We start from the raw sequence: 16,154 nt of genomic DNA, 5'->3' as shown, positions 1-16,154 counted from the left end.
ATCATCATCCTCCCAGATAGCTCTTTTTTATCTCATCACTGGCCTGTAACTCTTTACTGGTTCCACTTAAAACAATATGACCGTTTTCCAGAACATAACATTTTCTGGAGATTTCCAGTGCTACAAATGCATTTTGTTCTACTAATAATATCGGCAGATGCTTTTCATCACTTATCTTCTTAATAATAGCAAACATCTCATCTACAATAATCGGTGCCAGCCCCATAGAAGGTTCATCCAGCATCAGAAGCTTCGGATCTGCCATCAGTCCCCGTCCTATCGCAAGCATCTGCTGCTCTCCGCCAGACAATGTTCCGCCCGGCTGCTTTCTTCTTTCCCTTAATCTCGGAAAGATATCAAAAACCTCTTCCATATCATCCAGCAATTGCTTCCGGCTTATTTTTCTGGAATAAGCTCCCATTTCGAGATTATCCTGCACAGTCATTTTAGCAAGAATTTTTCTGCCTTCCGGTACATATACCACTCCTTCATGCACAATTTTATGGGAAGGCAGCTTCTCCAGGTGTACTCCGTTAAAAATCACTTCTCCGCTCTGCGGATGGCATAAACCTATGATAGATTTCATAAGAGAGGATTTCCCGGCTCCGTTTGCTCCAATAATGGATACTATTTCCTCTTCTCCAATTTCAATGTAAACATCGTATAAAGCCTGAATCGGTCCATAAAATGTATTTATCTTATTTACGCTAAGCATTACTTATCCTCCAGATTTATCTTTTTATAGTTTGCACCAAGATACGCCTCTATTACGTGAGGATTATTTTGAATTTCGTCCGGTGAGCCTTCCGCTATTTTGGATCCAAAATTAATTACAGTAATCCAGTCGCATGTATGCATAATAACATCCATGTTATGTTCGATAATCAATATTATGACGCCGTCACTCTGTATTTTCAAAAGCAGCTTAACCAGTTCCTGACGCTCGTTCGGGTTTAATCCGGTAGCCGGTTCATCCAGCAAAAGCAATTTCGGCTCACCCATTAAAGCTCTGGCTATCTCTATCAACTTCTGCTGTCCATACGGCAGATCTCTTACCGATTTATCTGCAAGATGAGCTAATCCGATATACTCCAGCTTGCTATAAGCCTTTTCAGCCAGAAGAGCCTCTTCTCGTCTTGCTGCAAATGGATTCGCCAGATACCGCATAATTCCCTGGTCGTCTCCTTCACCGCCCATCATTACGTTTTCCAGTACAGTAGATCTCCAAAACAACTTCAGATTCTGAAAGGTTCTGCGTATTCCGGTACGTGCCACCTGAAATTCCTTTAAGGGAGTAATATCCTGACCCTTCAAAACAATTCTTCCGGAGGTTGGCTGTAATGCCCCGCTTATAAGATTCAAGGTCGTCGTCTTTCCCGATCCATTTGGTCCGATCAATGCATTAATACAATTATCTTTTACGATCAGATCAAGATTATTAACCGCAACAAGACCGCCGAATCTTTTTTCCAGATGTTCTGTCTGCAAAATCACACCCATGTCATTGTCCTCCACAAGAATTATTCCTTTTTACTATTTTCCCAATGACCCTGTCTTTAAGGGAGACAATTCCATTCGGTACGAAAATAATAAAAAGAAGCATACCGGTACTAAAAACAAGCCAGTAATAATCGCCCAGAAAGCGCAGCGCTTCCGGAACGATCACAACGATCACCGCTCCAAAAACCGAGCCTGAAACTGTTCCAATTCCGCCAAGCATCAGCATCATAAAAAATTTAACCATGAAATCAAAGTCAAACATATCCGGGCTGATGTATCCCATCAGATGTGCAAACATCGCTCCTGCCACCGAGCCAAATACAGCGCATAGCGTAAATGCAGTTATTTTAGTCTTTGCAATATCAATTCCGCAGGAAGGCACGCCATCTTCATTATCCCGTATTGCTTTAAATGCTCTTCCCCATCTGCCGCTGAATATAATGTTTGACAGAAATATGGCAAATAAACATATTGCAAAATACAGATAAAAAACTTGTCCCTCATTTGTAAGCGTATATCCGAAAACTGAAAAATGTGGAATATTCCGCAGCCCGGTAGAGCCATTTGTCAGCCCGACCATATTGTTTGCAAGCAGCCGCACAATTTCCCCAAACATCATTGTTGACAATGCCAGATAAATACCTTTCACGCGAAGACTCGGACGTCCGAGAAGATTTCCGATAAAAATTCCCATTGGTATAGCTGCAAGAATGCCCACAAACGGTGAAACCCCGGTTCTCAGCGTAAGGATCGCAGAAGTATAGGCACCCAGAGAAAATATTCCTGCCATTCCCATATTGCTTTCGCCGGTGAGACCCGTAATATAATTCAGACCCAGAATTGCAATGATAAAAACAAGGATTTCGTCAACCAGCGTAATCATATAACGATTCTTGATTACTACCGGGATAAATAATAAAGCAACAATTAATAAAATATACAGTAACATACTTTTCTTACTTGTTTTTCTCATTATTTTTCTCCTTTCCCAGACAGTAATCTTTGACAATCGCTATGACATTCCGCTTTTTCTTTTTACTGACAAGACCGGCAATTCCACCCGGATTGATGATCAGAAAACAAATTAATATAACAAACGATACCACGTCCTTGTATGTGGACGGTCCGATCAATACATACAGGTTTTCAATGATACCGATAAGCAGTCCGCCGACAACTGCACCGCCCATTGTACCGAACCCGCCAACGACACCGGCGCTGAATCCCTTCATGGCAATGGTCCCGGACATAGACGCATTGATAGAAAACAGCGGAATGACCAGCATACCGATCCAGCCGCAGAGCATAGAGCTGATACCTACTGAAATAGCGATATTTTTGTTTACATCAATTCCCATTAAAGCCGCTACTTCCTTATCCTGAGAAACACAGGTCAGTCCCTTTCCCAGCTTCGTCTTTTTAAAGAAGAGGTTCTGGACAATCAGCAAAATGACAGAAATTATAATAATGATGATATTTACTCTCGGTATAATAATTGTTCCCATTGAAAACGTTCCAACCAACCACTTCGGAACGGTAAACGGTGCGGGACCCCAGATAATACGAATAGATTCTCTCATGATAATGGAAAGCATCAGGGTTCCGGTAACAGCATATATCCTTGTAGGCATTTTGCTTAAAGGCATAAATATCACCTTTGAAACAACCACTCCATATAAAAACATAGCAACTGTTGTTCCGATCACGCACAGTACAAAATTATTGCCAAATAAAACATACATCGTTCCGCCGAAGAAATATGCCCCTAATGTAATAAATTTATCATGTGCAAAATTTACAAGTCCTGTAGAATTCCATATTAAGGTATATTCAATAGCAACCAGGCAATAGATAAAACCCATTGCGATTCCCGTAACTAATAATTGTGCCAATGTACTTATCATTCATTTGTACCCCGATTTCTTAAATGCAGGCGGGCAATCCCACCTGCACCCTATTTTGATCAATATTCAGTAATAACTGTAATTGCCTGCGCTTCCTTTCCGTTGTTCTGTGCAACGATTACTTTGTGAACCATGTCATTGTACTCATCCGCATATAACTTTCCCTGGTTTCCTTCAATTGAAATATTGGGAATTGCATCAGCAATAGCCTGCCTGTCAGCGCTCCCTGCTTCTTCAATCGCCGCTGCGAGCATATATACCGCATCATAGTACTCGAAGGAGCTATTTTCCGGCTCGTCGCCATTGTAGCGTTCTTTAAACCTGTTCACAAATTCTGCATTATTTTCATCGGTAATAACGAAATCTGTTACCGCATAGGTTCCGTCACATATACTCTCATCCAGTGCCTCATAATAAGCTATACTCGTAAAAGTAGCTCCTCCGATAACCGGCAGGTCAATGCCAAGCTCGCGGATCTGTCTTGTAATAATTGCGGCTTCCGCCGGATAGCACCAGATGATGATCGCATCCGCCCCCGAATTCTTAACATTCAGGATCTGGCCGGTCATATCAACATCTCCAGGGCTATGCGCTTCCGCAGCCGCAAGCTTCATACCCTGTTCTGCAAGATACTCTTCTATAATTCCTTTTGCACCTATACCAAGATCCACGTTATTGTAAAGCAATGCTATATTCGTCGCTCCCAGATCTTCCACCAGATATCTGGCTGCAGCAGCGGCATTCAGGCGGTCAGATGAACGTGTTCTGTAAATATAGGGATTATCTAATTCACTGATGCTCAGCGCCGTACCGCCGACAAATGCCGGCATTGTATAATCCCTCATTGTCTGATCAACTGCAAGCACACTATTGGTCATATGCGGCCCAAGCATGGCCACAACGTCCTTGTTTTCGCCCATCTTTTTCGCAACAACTAACGACATGTCTGCATCACCCTGGTCATCCTCAACAACAACCTCCAGGTTCCGTCCAAGAACGCCGCCCGCACTGTTAATCTCGTCAATCGCCATATTAACGCTCTTGACCACACGGTCTCCCTCCAGAGCAAGGCTGCCAGTCAGACCAATAGACAGACCAAAGACAATGTTGCCATCACCTGCCTCTTCCGCTGCAGCTGCCATGCCCGTGCCCAGGATTCCAATCGCCAGACTTCCCGCCAGTAACTTTGCTAATGCTTTCTTCATTTTCATTTCCTCCCTTTTGGTTATTATTTAATGCGTGTTACTTCACACACAATAATCATTTTTTACTGCCGCCCTTTTCAGCCTTTCCATTGCTTCAATAATCTGAGTTTTCGCGCAGGCAATATTTATACGGATAAATCCTCTTCCGGCTTCCCCAAACAGCTCTCCCTCGTCAAAATAAACTCCCGCTTCTTTTGTTAAAAATTCATGCAGCTTATCATCCGGGATTTTAAGCTTTTTTATATCAATCCACGCAAGATATGTGCCCTCCAGCGGATACACTGTAACATTTGGGAATTCCTTTTCGGTAAACTCTTTTAATGCACAGTAATTGCTCTTTATTACCCGGCAGAGACTCTCCACATAATCATCCCCATATCGGTATGCCGTCTCACATGCGATGTAAGAAAACAGATTCTGTGAATACATGCCGCAGGCATCCAGATGATCCAGATATTTTCCCCGCATTTCCTCATTTTTTATAATTACATTCGCACATTTTAATCCCGCAAGATTAAATGTCTTATTCGGTCCGGTAAGAACAATGCTGTTTTCTGCGCACTCTGGCGCCGCTGCAACAAACGGCGTATGCTTTCCCTCCAGAATAAAATCGCTGTGTACTTCATCACAGATAACCAGTACGTGGTGTTTCGCACAGATAGCCCCCAGCTTTTTCAGTTCCTGTTCTGTAAACACTCTTCCCACAGGATTATGAGGATTGCATAGTATAAATGTTTTTATATTATTTTCTGTGATCGTCCTCTCAAAATCCTCATAATCGATCATATAATGTCCGCCGTGATCAACCAGATCACTGCTGACCACAACCCGTTTATTTTCTTCTATCGCCTCTCTGAAAACATAATACACCGGTTCCTGAATCAATATCTTATCACCGGGGCTGGTAAATGTCTGAATAGCCATTTTTGCTGCCGCAACATTTCCAGGAGCCTGTACAATCCATTCCTCATTTATCTGCCAGCCAAACCGGCGCAGCATCCACCCGCAAACGGTTTTTCTATATTCCTTCCCTTCTATACTATACCCATAGGCTCCATGTCCCGCCCGTTTCTGAAGCGCCATTATTATTTCGGGAAGTGTTTCAAATTCCATGTCTGCTACCCACATAGGCAGAACACGCTCATCATCCAATCCATCCCACTTCAGGCAGTCTGTGTTTCTTCGGTCTAAAACATTGATCTCCATTTAAAGAACCCCAATCTCTTTCAGTTTTTTCCTAATATCCTCTTTCTGCTCCAGGGTCGAAGCATTAAATGGTTTTCTCGGATACGCTCTCATAATGCCTCTCAATTCCAGGAAAGCATATATTGCTAACTGTGTTGAACCAGCCAGATACATGATATCCCGTATCTTGTTAATCTCCATCTGTATCTCAAGGCATTTTTCATACTCTCCGTTTTGTGATGTTTCAAACATCTCCATACACAATTCCGGAAAGGCATTCCCAAGTCCCGGAATAAAAGCTTTCGCTCCATACATACTTGCCGGAAGCCACAACGCTTCTGTACCCAGAGCCAGGTCAAAATCCGTATTCCGGAATGCTCTCATTAAATCTGCAAACTCCATAAGGTCGAAGGATGCCGCCTTACACCCTGCCACACCAATTTTCTGCAATTTCTGCATGGTATTAATCGAGACAGAATACCCGCTGAATTTCGGATTATTATAAATGTAAAACGGGAAATCTCTCCCGACCGCATCTATAACGTCCTTATAATATGTAACAACATCATCCTCTCCATAATGATAGTAAAAAGGCGCTACCGCAGAAGCTGCATTTACCCCTGCATCCTTCGCATAGTTTGTGAGTTCTATGGTATCTTTAGTCGTGATGCATCCTGTCTGTGCAACAATCTGCAGCTCTTTTTTCTCCTCCATTACAATATCAATGACTTTCTTTTTCTCCTCAACCGACATCAGCGGCCCTGATCCATACGATCCGCAGATAAAGACGCCATTCACCTTCCCATTCAAAAAGCGAACTAACGTTCTGATACCCTCTTCATCCAGATTTCCGTCCTTTTTAAACGGCGTGAGCATTGGCGGAATAACACCATACATTCTGTATTTCATCCCTCATATCCCTTTCCATCATTTGTTAATGTGCTTAATTATTAAGTTGGTTATATATTACCATGCATTTATTCTTTTGTCAATAAGCATCTTGATATTTTAAACAATAAATATTTAAGCTCGTTAAATAAAATTGGTATTTTTTACATTCCATCTTGAAAAATATGAAAAAATAATGCAAAATAAACACGAATTATGCAAAACTCCATTTCGGAAACGCACTTATATGTGTTACTATAAAAATAAGAATCATAATAACAAAAGGATGGTATATCATGGATAAAAAAAGAACTCTATTGATGGAAGAGATATGGGAATCTCAAAATGAAGCATGGGCGTTGATGAACGAATACGATTCTCTGCCTCATCAGTATGGAGACTTTGTTTTGCACCAGGCCGAAGCAGAGATGATTGATCTAATCGCGCTGCACCCTGATATCACGGTCACAGATCTGTCTCATATTCTTCGCAAAACACCAAGCGCCTGCTCACAGATTGTAAAAAAACTGAGAACAAAAAAGTGGGTAGATCAGACCCGTGACGAAAATAATAACAGACAATATAAATTAAAACTGACAGATGAGGGATACCTTCTTTTTAAAGAACATACCAAATTCGAAAATAATTGTAAGGCAAACACCTTTGATAAATTAAGCATTTTCAATGCAGATGAATTACAAACATTTCTCAAAATACAACATAAGCTCAACGAAGCATACGCCGAAGATGTAGAAAACAGTAAACAATAATTCTGCATTTGGCAAATGAACCCTTCTGTACATAGCAGGAAAGCAGATCAGCTACGCTTAGAACAAAGCCTGATCGCTTTCCTGTTATTAAGTTTTTCCGTTTAACTTCGTTCTGCTCTGTTTTTAAATATTTTTTGTATTTTGTGAATTCTTTATTATTTTCTGATAATTTTGCACTTTTTCAGTTCATATCTGCTTAATAGAAAAATATTTAATTTTTTTCAATTTTCATGTTGACAAACCTTTATTTATCTGTTATTATAATCTCAACAAAAACAAATATAAATACTACAGAAAAGGAGGACGGACCACCGAAGAATTAAAGTAACACCCTCAAAAAGGAAATCGACCTTTTTAAAAAACGAAGCAGAGAAGGAAACAAACCTTTTAAAAAAATAAAAGACAAAGGATGAACACCTTTTAAAAAAAGAAAATTAAAGAAGGAAATCCTTTCAAAAAGAAAAAGAGATTTCAGAAGAACAAAACCAGAAAGTTTTTCAGAATGAAATCAAATCCTAAAAGGATCGGTTATCAAAAAGAATAAGCAGATTTTAAATCGGCTGGTAGTTTTTCAAAAAAAGGAATTGAATTTTCAATAAGAAGGATGAATTCTTTAAAAAAGGAACAAAACCTTTTAAAAAAATAACATATAAAAAGATTTTATCTGAAGTACGATAATCCTAAAAAGATAAGCATTTTTGAAAAGACAAGCGATTTTGGGAAGGGCAAATGATCTTGAAAAGATAAGCCATCTTGAAAGAATACGTGATTTCGAAAAGATAAGCCATCTTGAAAGAATGCAGATCAGAAAAGGATAAAATCAAAAAGCCAAAGGAAAAATCTCAGAAAGAGAAGGTACAGTCCAATGGAAGTCACAAATTCATAAAGAGCCACTCGATGAAAAAAGCAGTAATCGGGTGGCTCTTTATCATACCTGTATATTTTCTTTTCTCAAATATTCCCGCGCCAGGCGCACTAAAAAACGTCCACCGGATGTTTTTGTCGTATGCATGGCAATAAAAAACACGGCGTCCGCATATATGCAGAGCACCGTGCCATTTTCTTTTTAATCTACCAGCTTCTCCAACTCTTTCACCGCTTCCGTCTCACTAGACGTCTTGTGGTTCGCCTTGGCAGCATAGAGATTTACCGCCGTCTGCGATTTCTTGATCGGCTGCATGGTTCCCGCTCCGGCAACGCATCCGCCCGGACACGCCATGCCCTCCAGCAGATAGCCATTGTATTTGCCCTTCGTCGCCATCGTCAGCAGCTTGCGGCATTCCTTCAGCCCTTCCGCGTTGGCAATCTTGATCTCCTTATCCGGATACTTTTCTTTGATCACATTGACAACCGACTGCGCCACACCGCCGGATACCGCAAAGTTACGTCCGTCCGTGGAAGCGTCGTTTACGCCATCCGGATCCTCCGGCAGGTTTTGAATGTCGATATGCTTCGCATCAAAAATACCCGCCATCTCCTCAAAGGTCAGCACAAAATCCACGTCGCTGCGGATATCGCTGCGCATTGCCTCCAGCTTCTTCGCCGCGCACGGTCCGATAAATACGACCTTCGCGCGCTCGTTCTGGTTCTTGATCAGACGCGCCGTCAACGTCATCGGGGTGAGCGCCATGGATACGCAGTTTGCGTGCTTCGGGAACAGCTTCTTCGCCATCGTGGACCATGCCGGGCAGCAGGAGGTCGCCATAAACGGAAGCTTCTCCGGAACCTCATTCACAAAATCTTCCGCCTCCTGTACCGCGCAGATATCCGCGCCGATCGCCACCTCAAAGACGTCGGCAAAGCCCAGCTCCTTCATCGCCGCACGCAGCTTGCCCGGCGTCACCTTCGGTCCGAACTGTCCGACAAACGCGGGCGCCACCGCCGCGTAAACGCGCTCTCCGGTCTGGATCGCACGGATTACCTGGAAGATCTGAGACTTATCCGCGATTGCTCCGAACGGGCAGTTTACCAGACACATGCCGCAGGACACACACTTTTCATAGTCAATATCCGCCTTGCCGTTCGCATCGGTGTGGATCGCGTCCATACCGCACGCCGCCGCACACGGGCGCTCCTGCACGATGATCGCATGATAGGAGCAGACCTCCGCGCACTTTCCGCACTTGATACACTTATCCTGATCGATCACCGAGCGACCATTTGTGCGCTCCAGGGTCACAGCCCCCTTCGGGCAGACCTCCACGCACGGATGCGCAAGGCAGCCGCGGCAGCCGTCCGTCACAAACACCCGCTTCTCGTGACAGGCATTGCAGGCAAATTTGATAATGTTGATCAGAGGCGGCGTATAATATGTCTCCGCCTTGTCCGCCGCCGCAATGTTATCAGAAATCGGCGCATGCTCCGACGCGCTGCGGTACGGAAGTCCCATCGCGAGACGCAGGCGCTCGCCGACGATCGCACGCTCCAGGAAAACATCGTTTCGGAAATTCCCGACCTCCCCCGGAATGATCTCATACGGCAGCTCCTCGATCCTCTTCTCCACCGACCACTCGGTATGGTATGCCATACGCGCTACCTCGCGGAAAATCCGGTGACGGATCTCCCTGATTCGTGTTTCAACACCTCTCATAAAATATCCTCCCTTTATTCTTTACCGCGTCCTTCCTGTAAACACCGCTACAGAACGCGGACGCATAATAAACTCATGCTCGATTCTGACCTCTTCCTCTTTCCGATAGAAATAACGCCCTCTCTCATCGCCGGCCGTATTGACCGTCAGGTACCAGAAGCCGCGGTTCCTTCCGATCTCCGGAAGCGTGATCGTTACATCCTCCCAGTACGTATTGATCGCCACATAGACAAGGTCGTCCCTGCCCTTTTTGCGGTCGTATCCTGCAAAACAGACACCAAATGCCCTGTCATTGTCCAGAACCGTCTCCTTATTCGCATCCGTCTCATGCGTGTGCATCGCCATCATCCCGCAAACGGCATTCGGGAGCTTCCTGCTGATTACCGCATGTTCCCGGCGGTAATGTATCATAAAAGAGAAAAATTCAAAAAGATCCCGATTTTTCTCCAGCAGTCTCCAGTCCAGCCAGGAAATTTCATTATCCTGGCAGTAAGCGTTGTTGTTTCCATACTGTGTGTTGCCAAATTCGTCCCCCGCCAGAAACATCGGCGTACCGCGGCTGCACATCAGCACCGCGCAGGCATTGCGGATCATCCGGAAGCGCAGATCCAGCACCGCCGGGTCGTTCGTCTCGCCCTCCGCGCCGCAGTTCCAGCTCCGGTTGTCGTTGCTGCCGTCCGTATTTCCCCAACCGTTGCCCTCATTATGCTTCTCATTATAAGAATACAGATCGTACAGCGTAAAGCCGTCGTGACAGGTGAGGAAATTGATGCAGGAATTATAACCGGCATAGCGGCCGTTGTGCTCCTGGTAAAATCCGCCGTATAAATCGCCGGAACCGCAGATGCTCCACGCCGCCGTCGTGCATTCCCAGCAGTCCCCCTTTAAGAAGCCGCGGATGGAATCGCGGTATCTGCCGTTCCATTCCGCCCACCGGCAGCTCGCCGGAAAGCTTCCCACCTGGTACATGCCGCCCGCATCCCACGCTTCCGCGATCAGCTTTACATTGCTGAGCACCGGATCGTTGGCAAGCAATTCCAGAAGCGGCGGATTGTTCATCGGAGAGCCGTCCTCTTTTCTTCCCAGAATGCTTGCGAGATCGAAGCGGAACCCGTCCACGCGGTAGTTCACCGTCCAGTAACGGAGACATTCCAGAATCATCTGCCGCACGATCGGATGATTGCAGTTTAAGGTATTGCCGCATCCACTGAAATTATAATAATTTCCGTCCGGCGTCAGCATATAATACACCTTATTGTCAAAGCCCTTAAAGGAAAAGGACGGTCCCTGCTCATTTCCCTCCGCAGTATGGTTGAACACCACATCAAGAATAACCTCTATGCCGTTGTTGTGCAGATCCCGGATCAGCTCCTTCAGCTCGGTTCCCTCACGGTTATACTCGGTGGTCGACGCATAGCTGCTGTTCGGCGAAAAAAAGCTGACCGTATTGTAGCCCCAATAATCCAGCAGGCGCTTGCCGTCCACCTCTCTTGCCGTCATCGTCTCGTCAAACTCAAAGATCGGCATCAGCTCCACCGCATTGATCCCAAGCTGCTTCAGATACGGGATCTTCTCACGCAGTCCTGCAAAAGTACCCTTATGCTCGACGCCTGAGGATTCATGCTTCGTAAAGCCGCGCACATGCAGCTCATAAATGATCAGATCGCTCAGCTCTCTGTTCGACTGGCGCATCTCTCCCCAGTCGAAAATATCCTTCACGACGCGGGCATGATAGTGCTGCTCGCTCTGGCAGCCCCAGACACCCTGCCCGGTGACAGCGCGTGCATAGGGATCAAGCAGGATCTTGCTCTTATCAAACAAAAGCCCCTTCTCCGGCTCGTACGGACCGTCAATGCGGTATGCATACTCAAATTTCTCGATATCCAGACCGAACACGATCATCGAGTAGACGTCGCCGATCTTATACTCCTCCGGGAACGGCAGCACCGCATAAGGTTCATCCTCTCCCTTATGAAAAAGAAGAAGCTCCGCGGATGTGCCGTAATGTGTGTGGATCGTAAAATTTACCCCCACCGGGAGCGCTGTCGCTCCATTGATATCAAAGGAACCCGGGCGCACCGGAAAACCGGCGATTTCCCCCATCGGTCTCACCGATATCGGATAGTCCGGCGTGTAGGTGTGATTATATATTTTCATCTTTTGCCTCCAACATCAAGCCATGATAATATCATACCGTGCGGAGCATCATTTGTCAAATGGGACATCTTACATTTTGCTTATATATAGTACCGTTACTGTTCACTCCGTTCGCAGTAACCTTCGCAAATCCATTTAAAATTCGCTCCGCGAATGAGATTTGCTCACACCTGAATCACGTTCTCACGCCTCAAACAGCAGGTGTTTGAGGCTGGGGTGAAGTAACATAATACCGCGCCTGCGCGTTCCACAGATCCGCGTATTTGCCGCCCGCCTGCGCAAGCAGCGCCTCATGCGTGCCGTACTGGACGATGCTTCCTTCATGGAACACAAGGATTTTGTCGCAGAACCGGCAGGATGCCAGACGGTGGCTGATGTAGATTGCCGTTTTTCCGCTGGAAATCTCGCTGAATTTCCTGTACACCTCATATTCCGAAACCGGATCAAGCGCAGCCGTCGGTTCATCGAGCACCATAAACGGCGCGTCCTTGTAAAGCGCCCTGGCGATCGCGATTTTCTGCGCCTCACCGCCGGAAATTTCAACGCCCTCAGGGTCAAAGTCCTGGTATAAATTCGTATCAAGTCCCTTCAGCATTTTAGAGAGCCGTCCCTCGAAGCCCGCCTCACGGAGACAGTCCGCCGCCTTCTCGCCGATGTACTCTGCAGCTGCGGCAACATTCTGCCCAAGGGAAAAAGCGAACAGACGGAAATCCTGGAATACCACCGAAAAAATGGACAGATACTCATCGTAATCGTACTTTCGGATATCGACGCCGTTCAGCAGGATCACGCCCTCCGTCGGGTCGTAGAGTCTGCACAGAAGCTTGATAAAGGTCGTTTTTCCGCTGCCGTTCATGCCGACCACCGCTAATCTTTCCCCTATTTTAAGCTTGATGTTCACATGCCGCAGGGCGTAGCTTTCCGTGTTCGGATAGCGGAAGGATACGTCGCGAAACTCGATGTCATATTCATTATCGTCCCGTTTTTCCACAGACAAAGAGCCCTGGTACATGGGATTCGGGATATCAAAATATGAGAAATAGCGTTTGAGATAGCGGTTGTTTATCAGCGCGCCCTGCCACGCCTTTACAAGCCCGGAAGCCGCCGTCAGGAGCAGCATTACGCAGGACACATACTGCGCGATAGAGCCGACTGAAACCCCGCCGCCAAGCGCCGCCCGGATGAGCAGCAGATAAACGCCAAACCGCAGCGTATAATTTAACAGTACAGAGACGAGGCCGTATCCCGCGCAGCGAAAGAGCATCGCCCGCTCCTGGCCGCAGATATCCTTATACTTTCTGTCTGCAAGATCAGCAAGCGGCTTCTCCATCGCATACAGGCGGATGTCCTTTCCGCTTGTATAGTGATCCAGATACTGCACATATTTTTCAATCCAGATATTTGCATCTGTAATGCCCGCAAAATATCCCATGCGCGCCTCTGCTGTTTTCCGGTTCATCCAAATGTCAAACGCCGCCGTCAGAAGCACCCCGCCCGCAAAGGCAAGCTTCGCCCACAGCGCGATTGCCTCCAGCCCAAAAAACGAAGCCGTCAGCGAGACAGACGCAATGATCTGCGCCGCGTGGCGTATCGTTTCTTTCAGGCAGCCTGCCAGCATATCCAGATTATAACCCGTCTGGGTCTCGCTTTTTATGCGCTCTTTCAGAAGCGCGATTTCCCGGTCCTCCATGCCGGAATAGGCAAGCTCCATCGCTTTCTGCGCAGGTAGCCATTCTCTGCCGCACGCAAACTCCTTTTCTCCGATCTCCTTCTGCGCATTCAGCCACGCTTCTATAAGGCGCAGAACCGCCGCAAGAGAAACCGTCAGCACGGCATAATACGCAAGCGTCCGAAAGCCTGCGCCCGCTGTCAGCGCGTCGATCAGCCGCGCTGAAAAATAAATCGGCACATAGGGCAGCACCGCTGACACAATGCTTCCCGCTGTCAGACTGATCAGATACCGGCGGCTCAATGAATATAAAAGCTTTACCGCCCGGCAGATCATGTTCAGATGTTCTTTTAACGTCATTTCTGCACACCTCCCCTGTAATCCTCGCGATACCAGCAGCTCTGGATCTCATAAAGCTTTGCATATTCGCCGCCCTGCGCAAGCAGTGTCTCATGAGTTCCCTCCTCCGCAATTTTCCCGTTCTGCAAAAACAGAATCCGGTCGCAGAAGCTGGTGGACGCCAGCCGGTGCGAAATAAACAGGGAGGTTTTCCCCTCGGTCATATCGCGGTACTGGAGATAAATTTCATTTTCCGCGATCGGATCGAGCGCCGCCGTCGGCTCATCGAGCACCAGCACCGGAGCGTCCTTATAAAGTGCGCGCGCCATCATCAGCTTCTGCGCCTCGCCGCCGGAAAGCTCGGTGCCCTCCTTATTGATCTGTTTATCAAGACACGTATCAATGCCGTGCGGCAGCAGATCCAGCTTTCTGCCAAGCCCTGCTTTTCGCATACACGCCTCCGCGCGGGATTTATCCACGCGCTCTCCAAAGTCGCCCGCCACCGTCTCCGCCAGCGAGAAAAACGCGGTCTGCACATCCTGAAACACCGGCGAAAACAGCCGATAATAATCGTCGCGCAGAAAATCGCCCGCCGGAATGCCATCGATCCGGATCTCGCCGGCGGTGGGCTGATACAGCCCGCACAGCAGCTTTACGAGCGTCGTCTTTCCGGCTCCGTTTGCGCCTACCAGCGCCACGCGCTCACCCGGCCGGAAGGTAAAGCTGATATCGTCCAGCGTGTTTTTTTCCGCTCCGTCATAGCAAAAAGACACATGATCGAAGATAATTTCCGGCGCCTTTCCCAGAAAGTCCTCCGCGTGCGCCGCTCCGTTTCCGTCGCAGTCCGGCAGGTCGAGATATTCGCGAAAGTCACAGACAGCCAGACTTGCCGCCTGCATTTCGTTCCACGCAGTCATAATATTGCCCACGTAGGTGGCAAAGCTGGATATCGCCGCAAAATACAGCACAAACTGGTCGACGGTGATCTCGCCGCCAAGCGCCATTTGAAGAAGCACCGCGTATGCCGCGCCGTCGCGCAGAAGGATAACGCCCAGATCGGCAAGCCTTATCAGGAATTGCCGTCCGCTCAGACGTTTCTGCCAGGCAGCATTCTTATCGCTCAGCTCCCGGTAGATCTGCTTCAGCCACCCCGCCATTCCATACACGCGGATGTCCTTGGCGGCGGCAAAATCGCCGGATTTTTCAGCGGTGTAATTCAGCCTGCGGCTAAGGTCAGACCGTGCGGCGCGCGTGCGGTATTCGTACCGGTTATATGCGCGCACGCAGAGCCAGTTGATCGCCGGAGCAGCCGTCAAAAGAAGCACCAGCCAGGGACTGACAAAAGATATCACCGTGCCAAACAGGAGATAACAGAGCGCGTTCTGCAAAAGCGCCATGCTCTGCCCGGGCATCTCCAGAAGCTTTACCCTGCCCTCATATGACCAGAGAGCAGCCTGCGCCCGGTCGTGGAGATCACGCGTCGCTTTCTTTTCATACTCCTGATAGAAGCAGCGCATAGATTTCCTCTGAAGCGCTACATACTGCTTAAAGCGGTACCGGCTGAGATACGCCGAGCGCACGTTCTGGCAAAAATCCCGCAGAGCTGTCGCGGCAAAGGCCGCGCCAAGCAGAATACCGACCGCAGCTGCCGCACGCCAAAAGCTCTGCTTCTCTACAACCTCCGACACCACCAGCGCCGGCAGCCTGATTTCCGTCCACGCAAGGAAAACGGAGAGCGGAATCCCCGCCGCCATCAGCCAGAAGGACTGCGGCGCGTCCCGCAGCATATTTTGAAAGCTCCAGAGCGCATTGCCTGCCGCTGAACGATAAGGCTTTTTCTTATCCGTTAAATTTTTCAAAACACATCCCTCCTTTTGTTTCTGCTCCCATGATACCACGTTTTCCTCCAAAAAAAGAATTCGTGCACCAACCGCATCTGTCGGTACA

The 16,154-nt window shown here is 47.3% G+C and carries 12 protein-coding genes; 1 reads left to right on the top strand and 11 read right to left on the bottom strand.

Features of this window, described 5'->3' with window-relative positions:
• Positions 1 to 4: 4 nt before the first annotated feature.
• Genes ACLU9Q_RS04545 through ACLU9Q_RS04515 form a run of 7 tightly spaced genes read right to left on the bottom strand, consistent with a single transcriptional unit; the run spans position 5 to position 6,703 of the window.
• Entirely contained in the window at positions 5 to 715 is a 711-nt protein-coding gene (locus ACLU9Q_RS04545; protein WP_296830909.1) for an ABC transporter ATP-binding protein, read from the bottom strand.
• Positions 715 to 1,500, bottom strand: coding sequence for an ABC transporter ATP-binding protein (locus tag ACLU9Q_RS04540; protein WP_296830906.1), 786 nt, complete (start codon positions 1,498 to 1,500; stop codon positions 715 to 717). Before ACLU9Q_RS04540 ends, ACLU9Q_RS04545 begins: the two co-directional genes overlap by 1 nt.
• A gap of 1 nt (position 1,501) precedes the next feature.
• On the bottom strand, positions 1,502 to 2,473 hold the full coding sequence (locus ACLU9Q_RS04535; protein ID WP_296830903.1) for a branched-chain amino acid ABC transporter permease: 972 nt from the start codon (positions 2,471 to 2,473) through the stop codon (positions 1,502 to 1,504).
• Positions 2,457 to 3,404 (bottom strand): branched-chain amino acid ABC transporter permease, encoded by a 948-nt coding sequence (locus ACLU9Q_RS04530; protein ID WP_296830900.1) that lies wholly within the window; start codon positions 3,402 to 3,404, stop codon positions 2,457 to 2,459. The genes ACLU9Q_RS04535 and ACLU9Q_RS04530 overlap by 17 nt, the downstream gene beginning before the upstream one ends.
• A 59-nt stretch (positions 3,405 to 3,463) precedes the next feature.
• Entirely contained in the window at positions 3,464 to 4,609 is a 1,146-nt protein-coding gene (locus ACLU9Q_RS04525) for an ABC transporter substrate-binding protein (protein ID WP_296830897.1), read from the bottom strand.
• 42 nt (positions 4,610 to 4,651) lie between these two features.
• On the bottom strand, positions 4,652 to 5,815 hold the full coding sequence (locus tag ACLU9Q_RS04520) for a MalY/PatB family protein (protein ID WP_296830894.1): 1,164 nt from the start codon (positions 5,813 to 5,815) through the stop codon (positions 4,652 to 4,654).
• Positions 5,816 to 6,703, bottom strand: coding sequence for a dihydrodipicolinate synthase family protein (locus tag ACLU9Q_RS04515; protein ID WP_296830892.1), 888 nt, complete (start codon positions 6,701 to 6,703; stop codon positions 5,816 to 5,818).
• Positions 6,704 to 6,978: 275 nt separating this feature from the next.
• Between ACLU9Q_RS04515 and ACLU9Q_RS04510 the strand changes: the two genes are divergently transcribed.
• A complete protein-coding gene (locus tag ACLU9Q_RS04510; protein ID WP_296830890.1) occupies positions 6,979 to 7,452 on the top strand; it encodes a MarR family winged helix-turn-helix transcriptional regulator in 474 nt (157 codons plus the stop codon).
• Positions 7,453 to 8,518: 1,066 nt separating this feature from the next.
• Here ACLU9Q_RS04510 and ACLU9Q_RS04505 read toward each other — a convergent pair.
• From ACLU9Q_RS04505 to ACLU9Q_RS04490, 4 genes are all read right to left on the bottom strand, one after another.
• On the bottom strand, positions 8,519 to 10,042 hold the full coding sequence (locus ACLU9Q_RS04505) for a 4Fe-4S dicluster domain-containing protein (RefSeq protein WP_296830889.1): 1,524 nt from the start codon (positions 10,040 to 10,042) through the stop codon (positions 8,519 to 8,521).
• A gap of 21 nt (positions 10,043 to 10,063) precedes the next feature.
• The gene (locus ACLU9Q_RS04500; RefSeq protein WP_296830886.1) at positions 10,064 to 12,199 is read right to left on the bottom strand and encodes a glycogen debranching protein; all 2,136 of its coding nucleotides are present in this window, start codon (positions 12,197 to 12,199) and stop codon (positions 10,064 to 10,066) included.
• 190 nt (positions 12,200 to 12,389) lie between these two features.
• Complete coding sequence (locus ACLU9Q_RS04495) at positions 12,390 to 14,228, bottom strand: ABC transporter ATP-binding protein (protein WP_298514568.1); 1,839 nt, start codon at positions 14,226 to 14,228, stop codon at positions 12,390 to 12,392.
• The gene (locus ACLU9Q_RS04490; RefSeq protein WP_296830879.1) at positions 14,225 to 16,066 is read right to left on the bottom strand and encodes an ABC transporter ATP-binding protein; all 1,842 of its coding nucleotides are present in this window, start codon (positions 16,064 to 16,066) and stop codon (positions 14,225 to 14,227) included. The genes ACLU9Q_RS04495 and ACLU9Q_RS04490 overlap by 4 nt, the downstream gene beginning before the upstream one ends.
• Between the last annotated feature and the right edge of the window lie 88 nt (positions 16,067 to 16,154).

It is taken from the genome of Marvinbryantia sp. (genome assembly GCF_047017445.1).
GTDB lineage: Bacteria > Bacillota > Clostridia > Lachnospirales > Lachnospiraceae > Marvinbryantia.
This window is presented reverse-complemented; position numbering and strand designations above follow the sequence as displayed.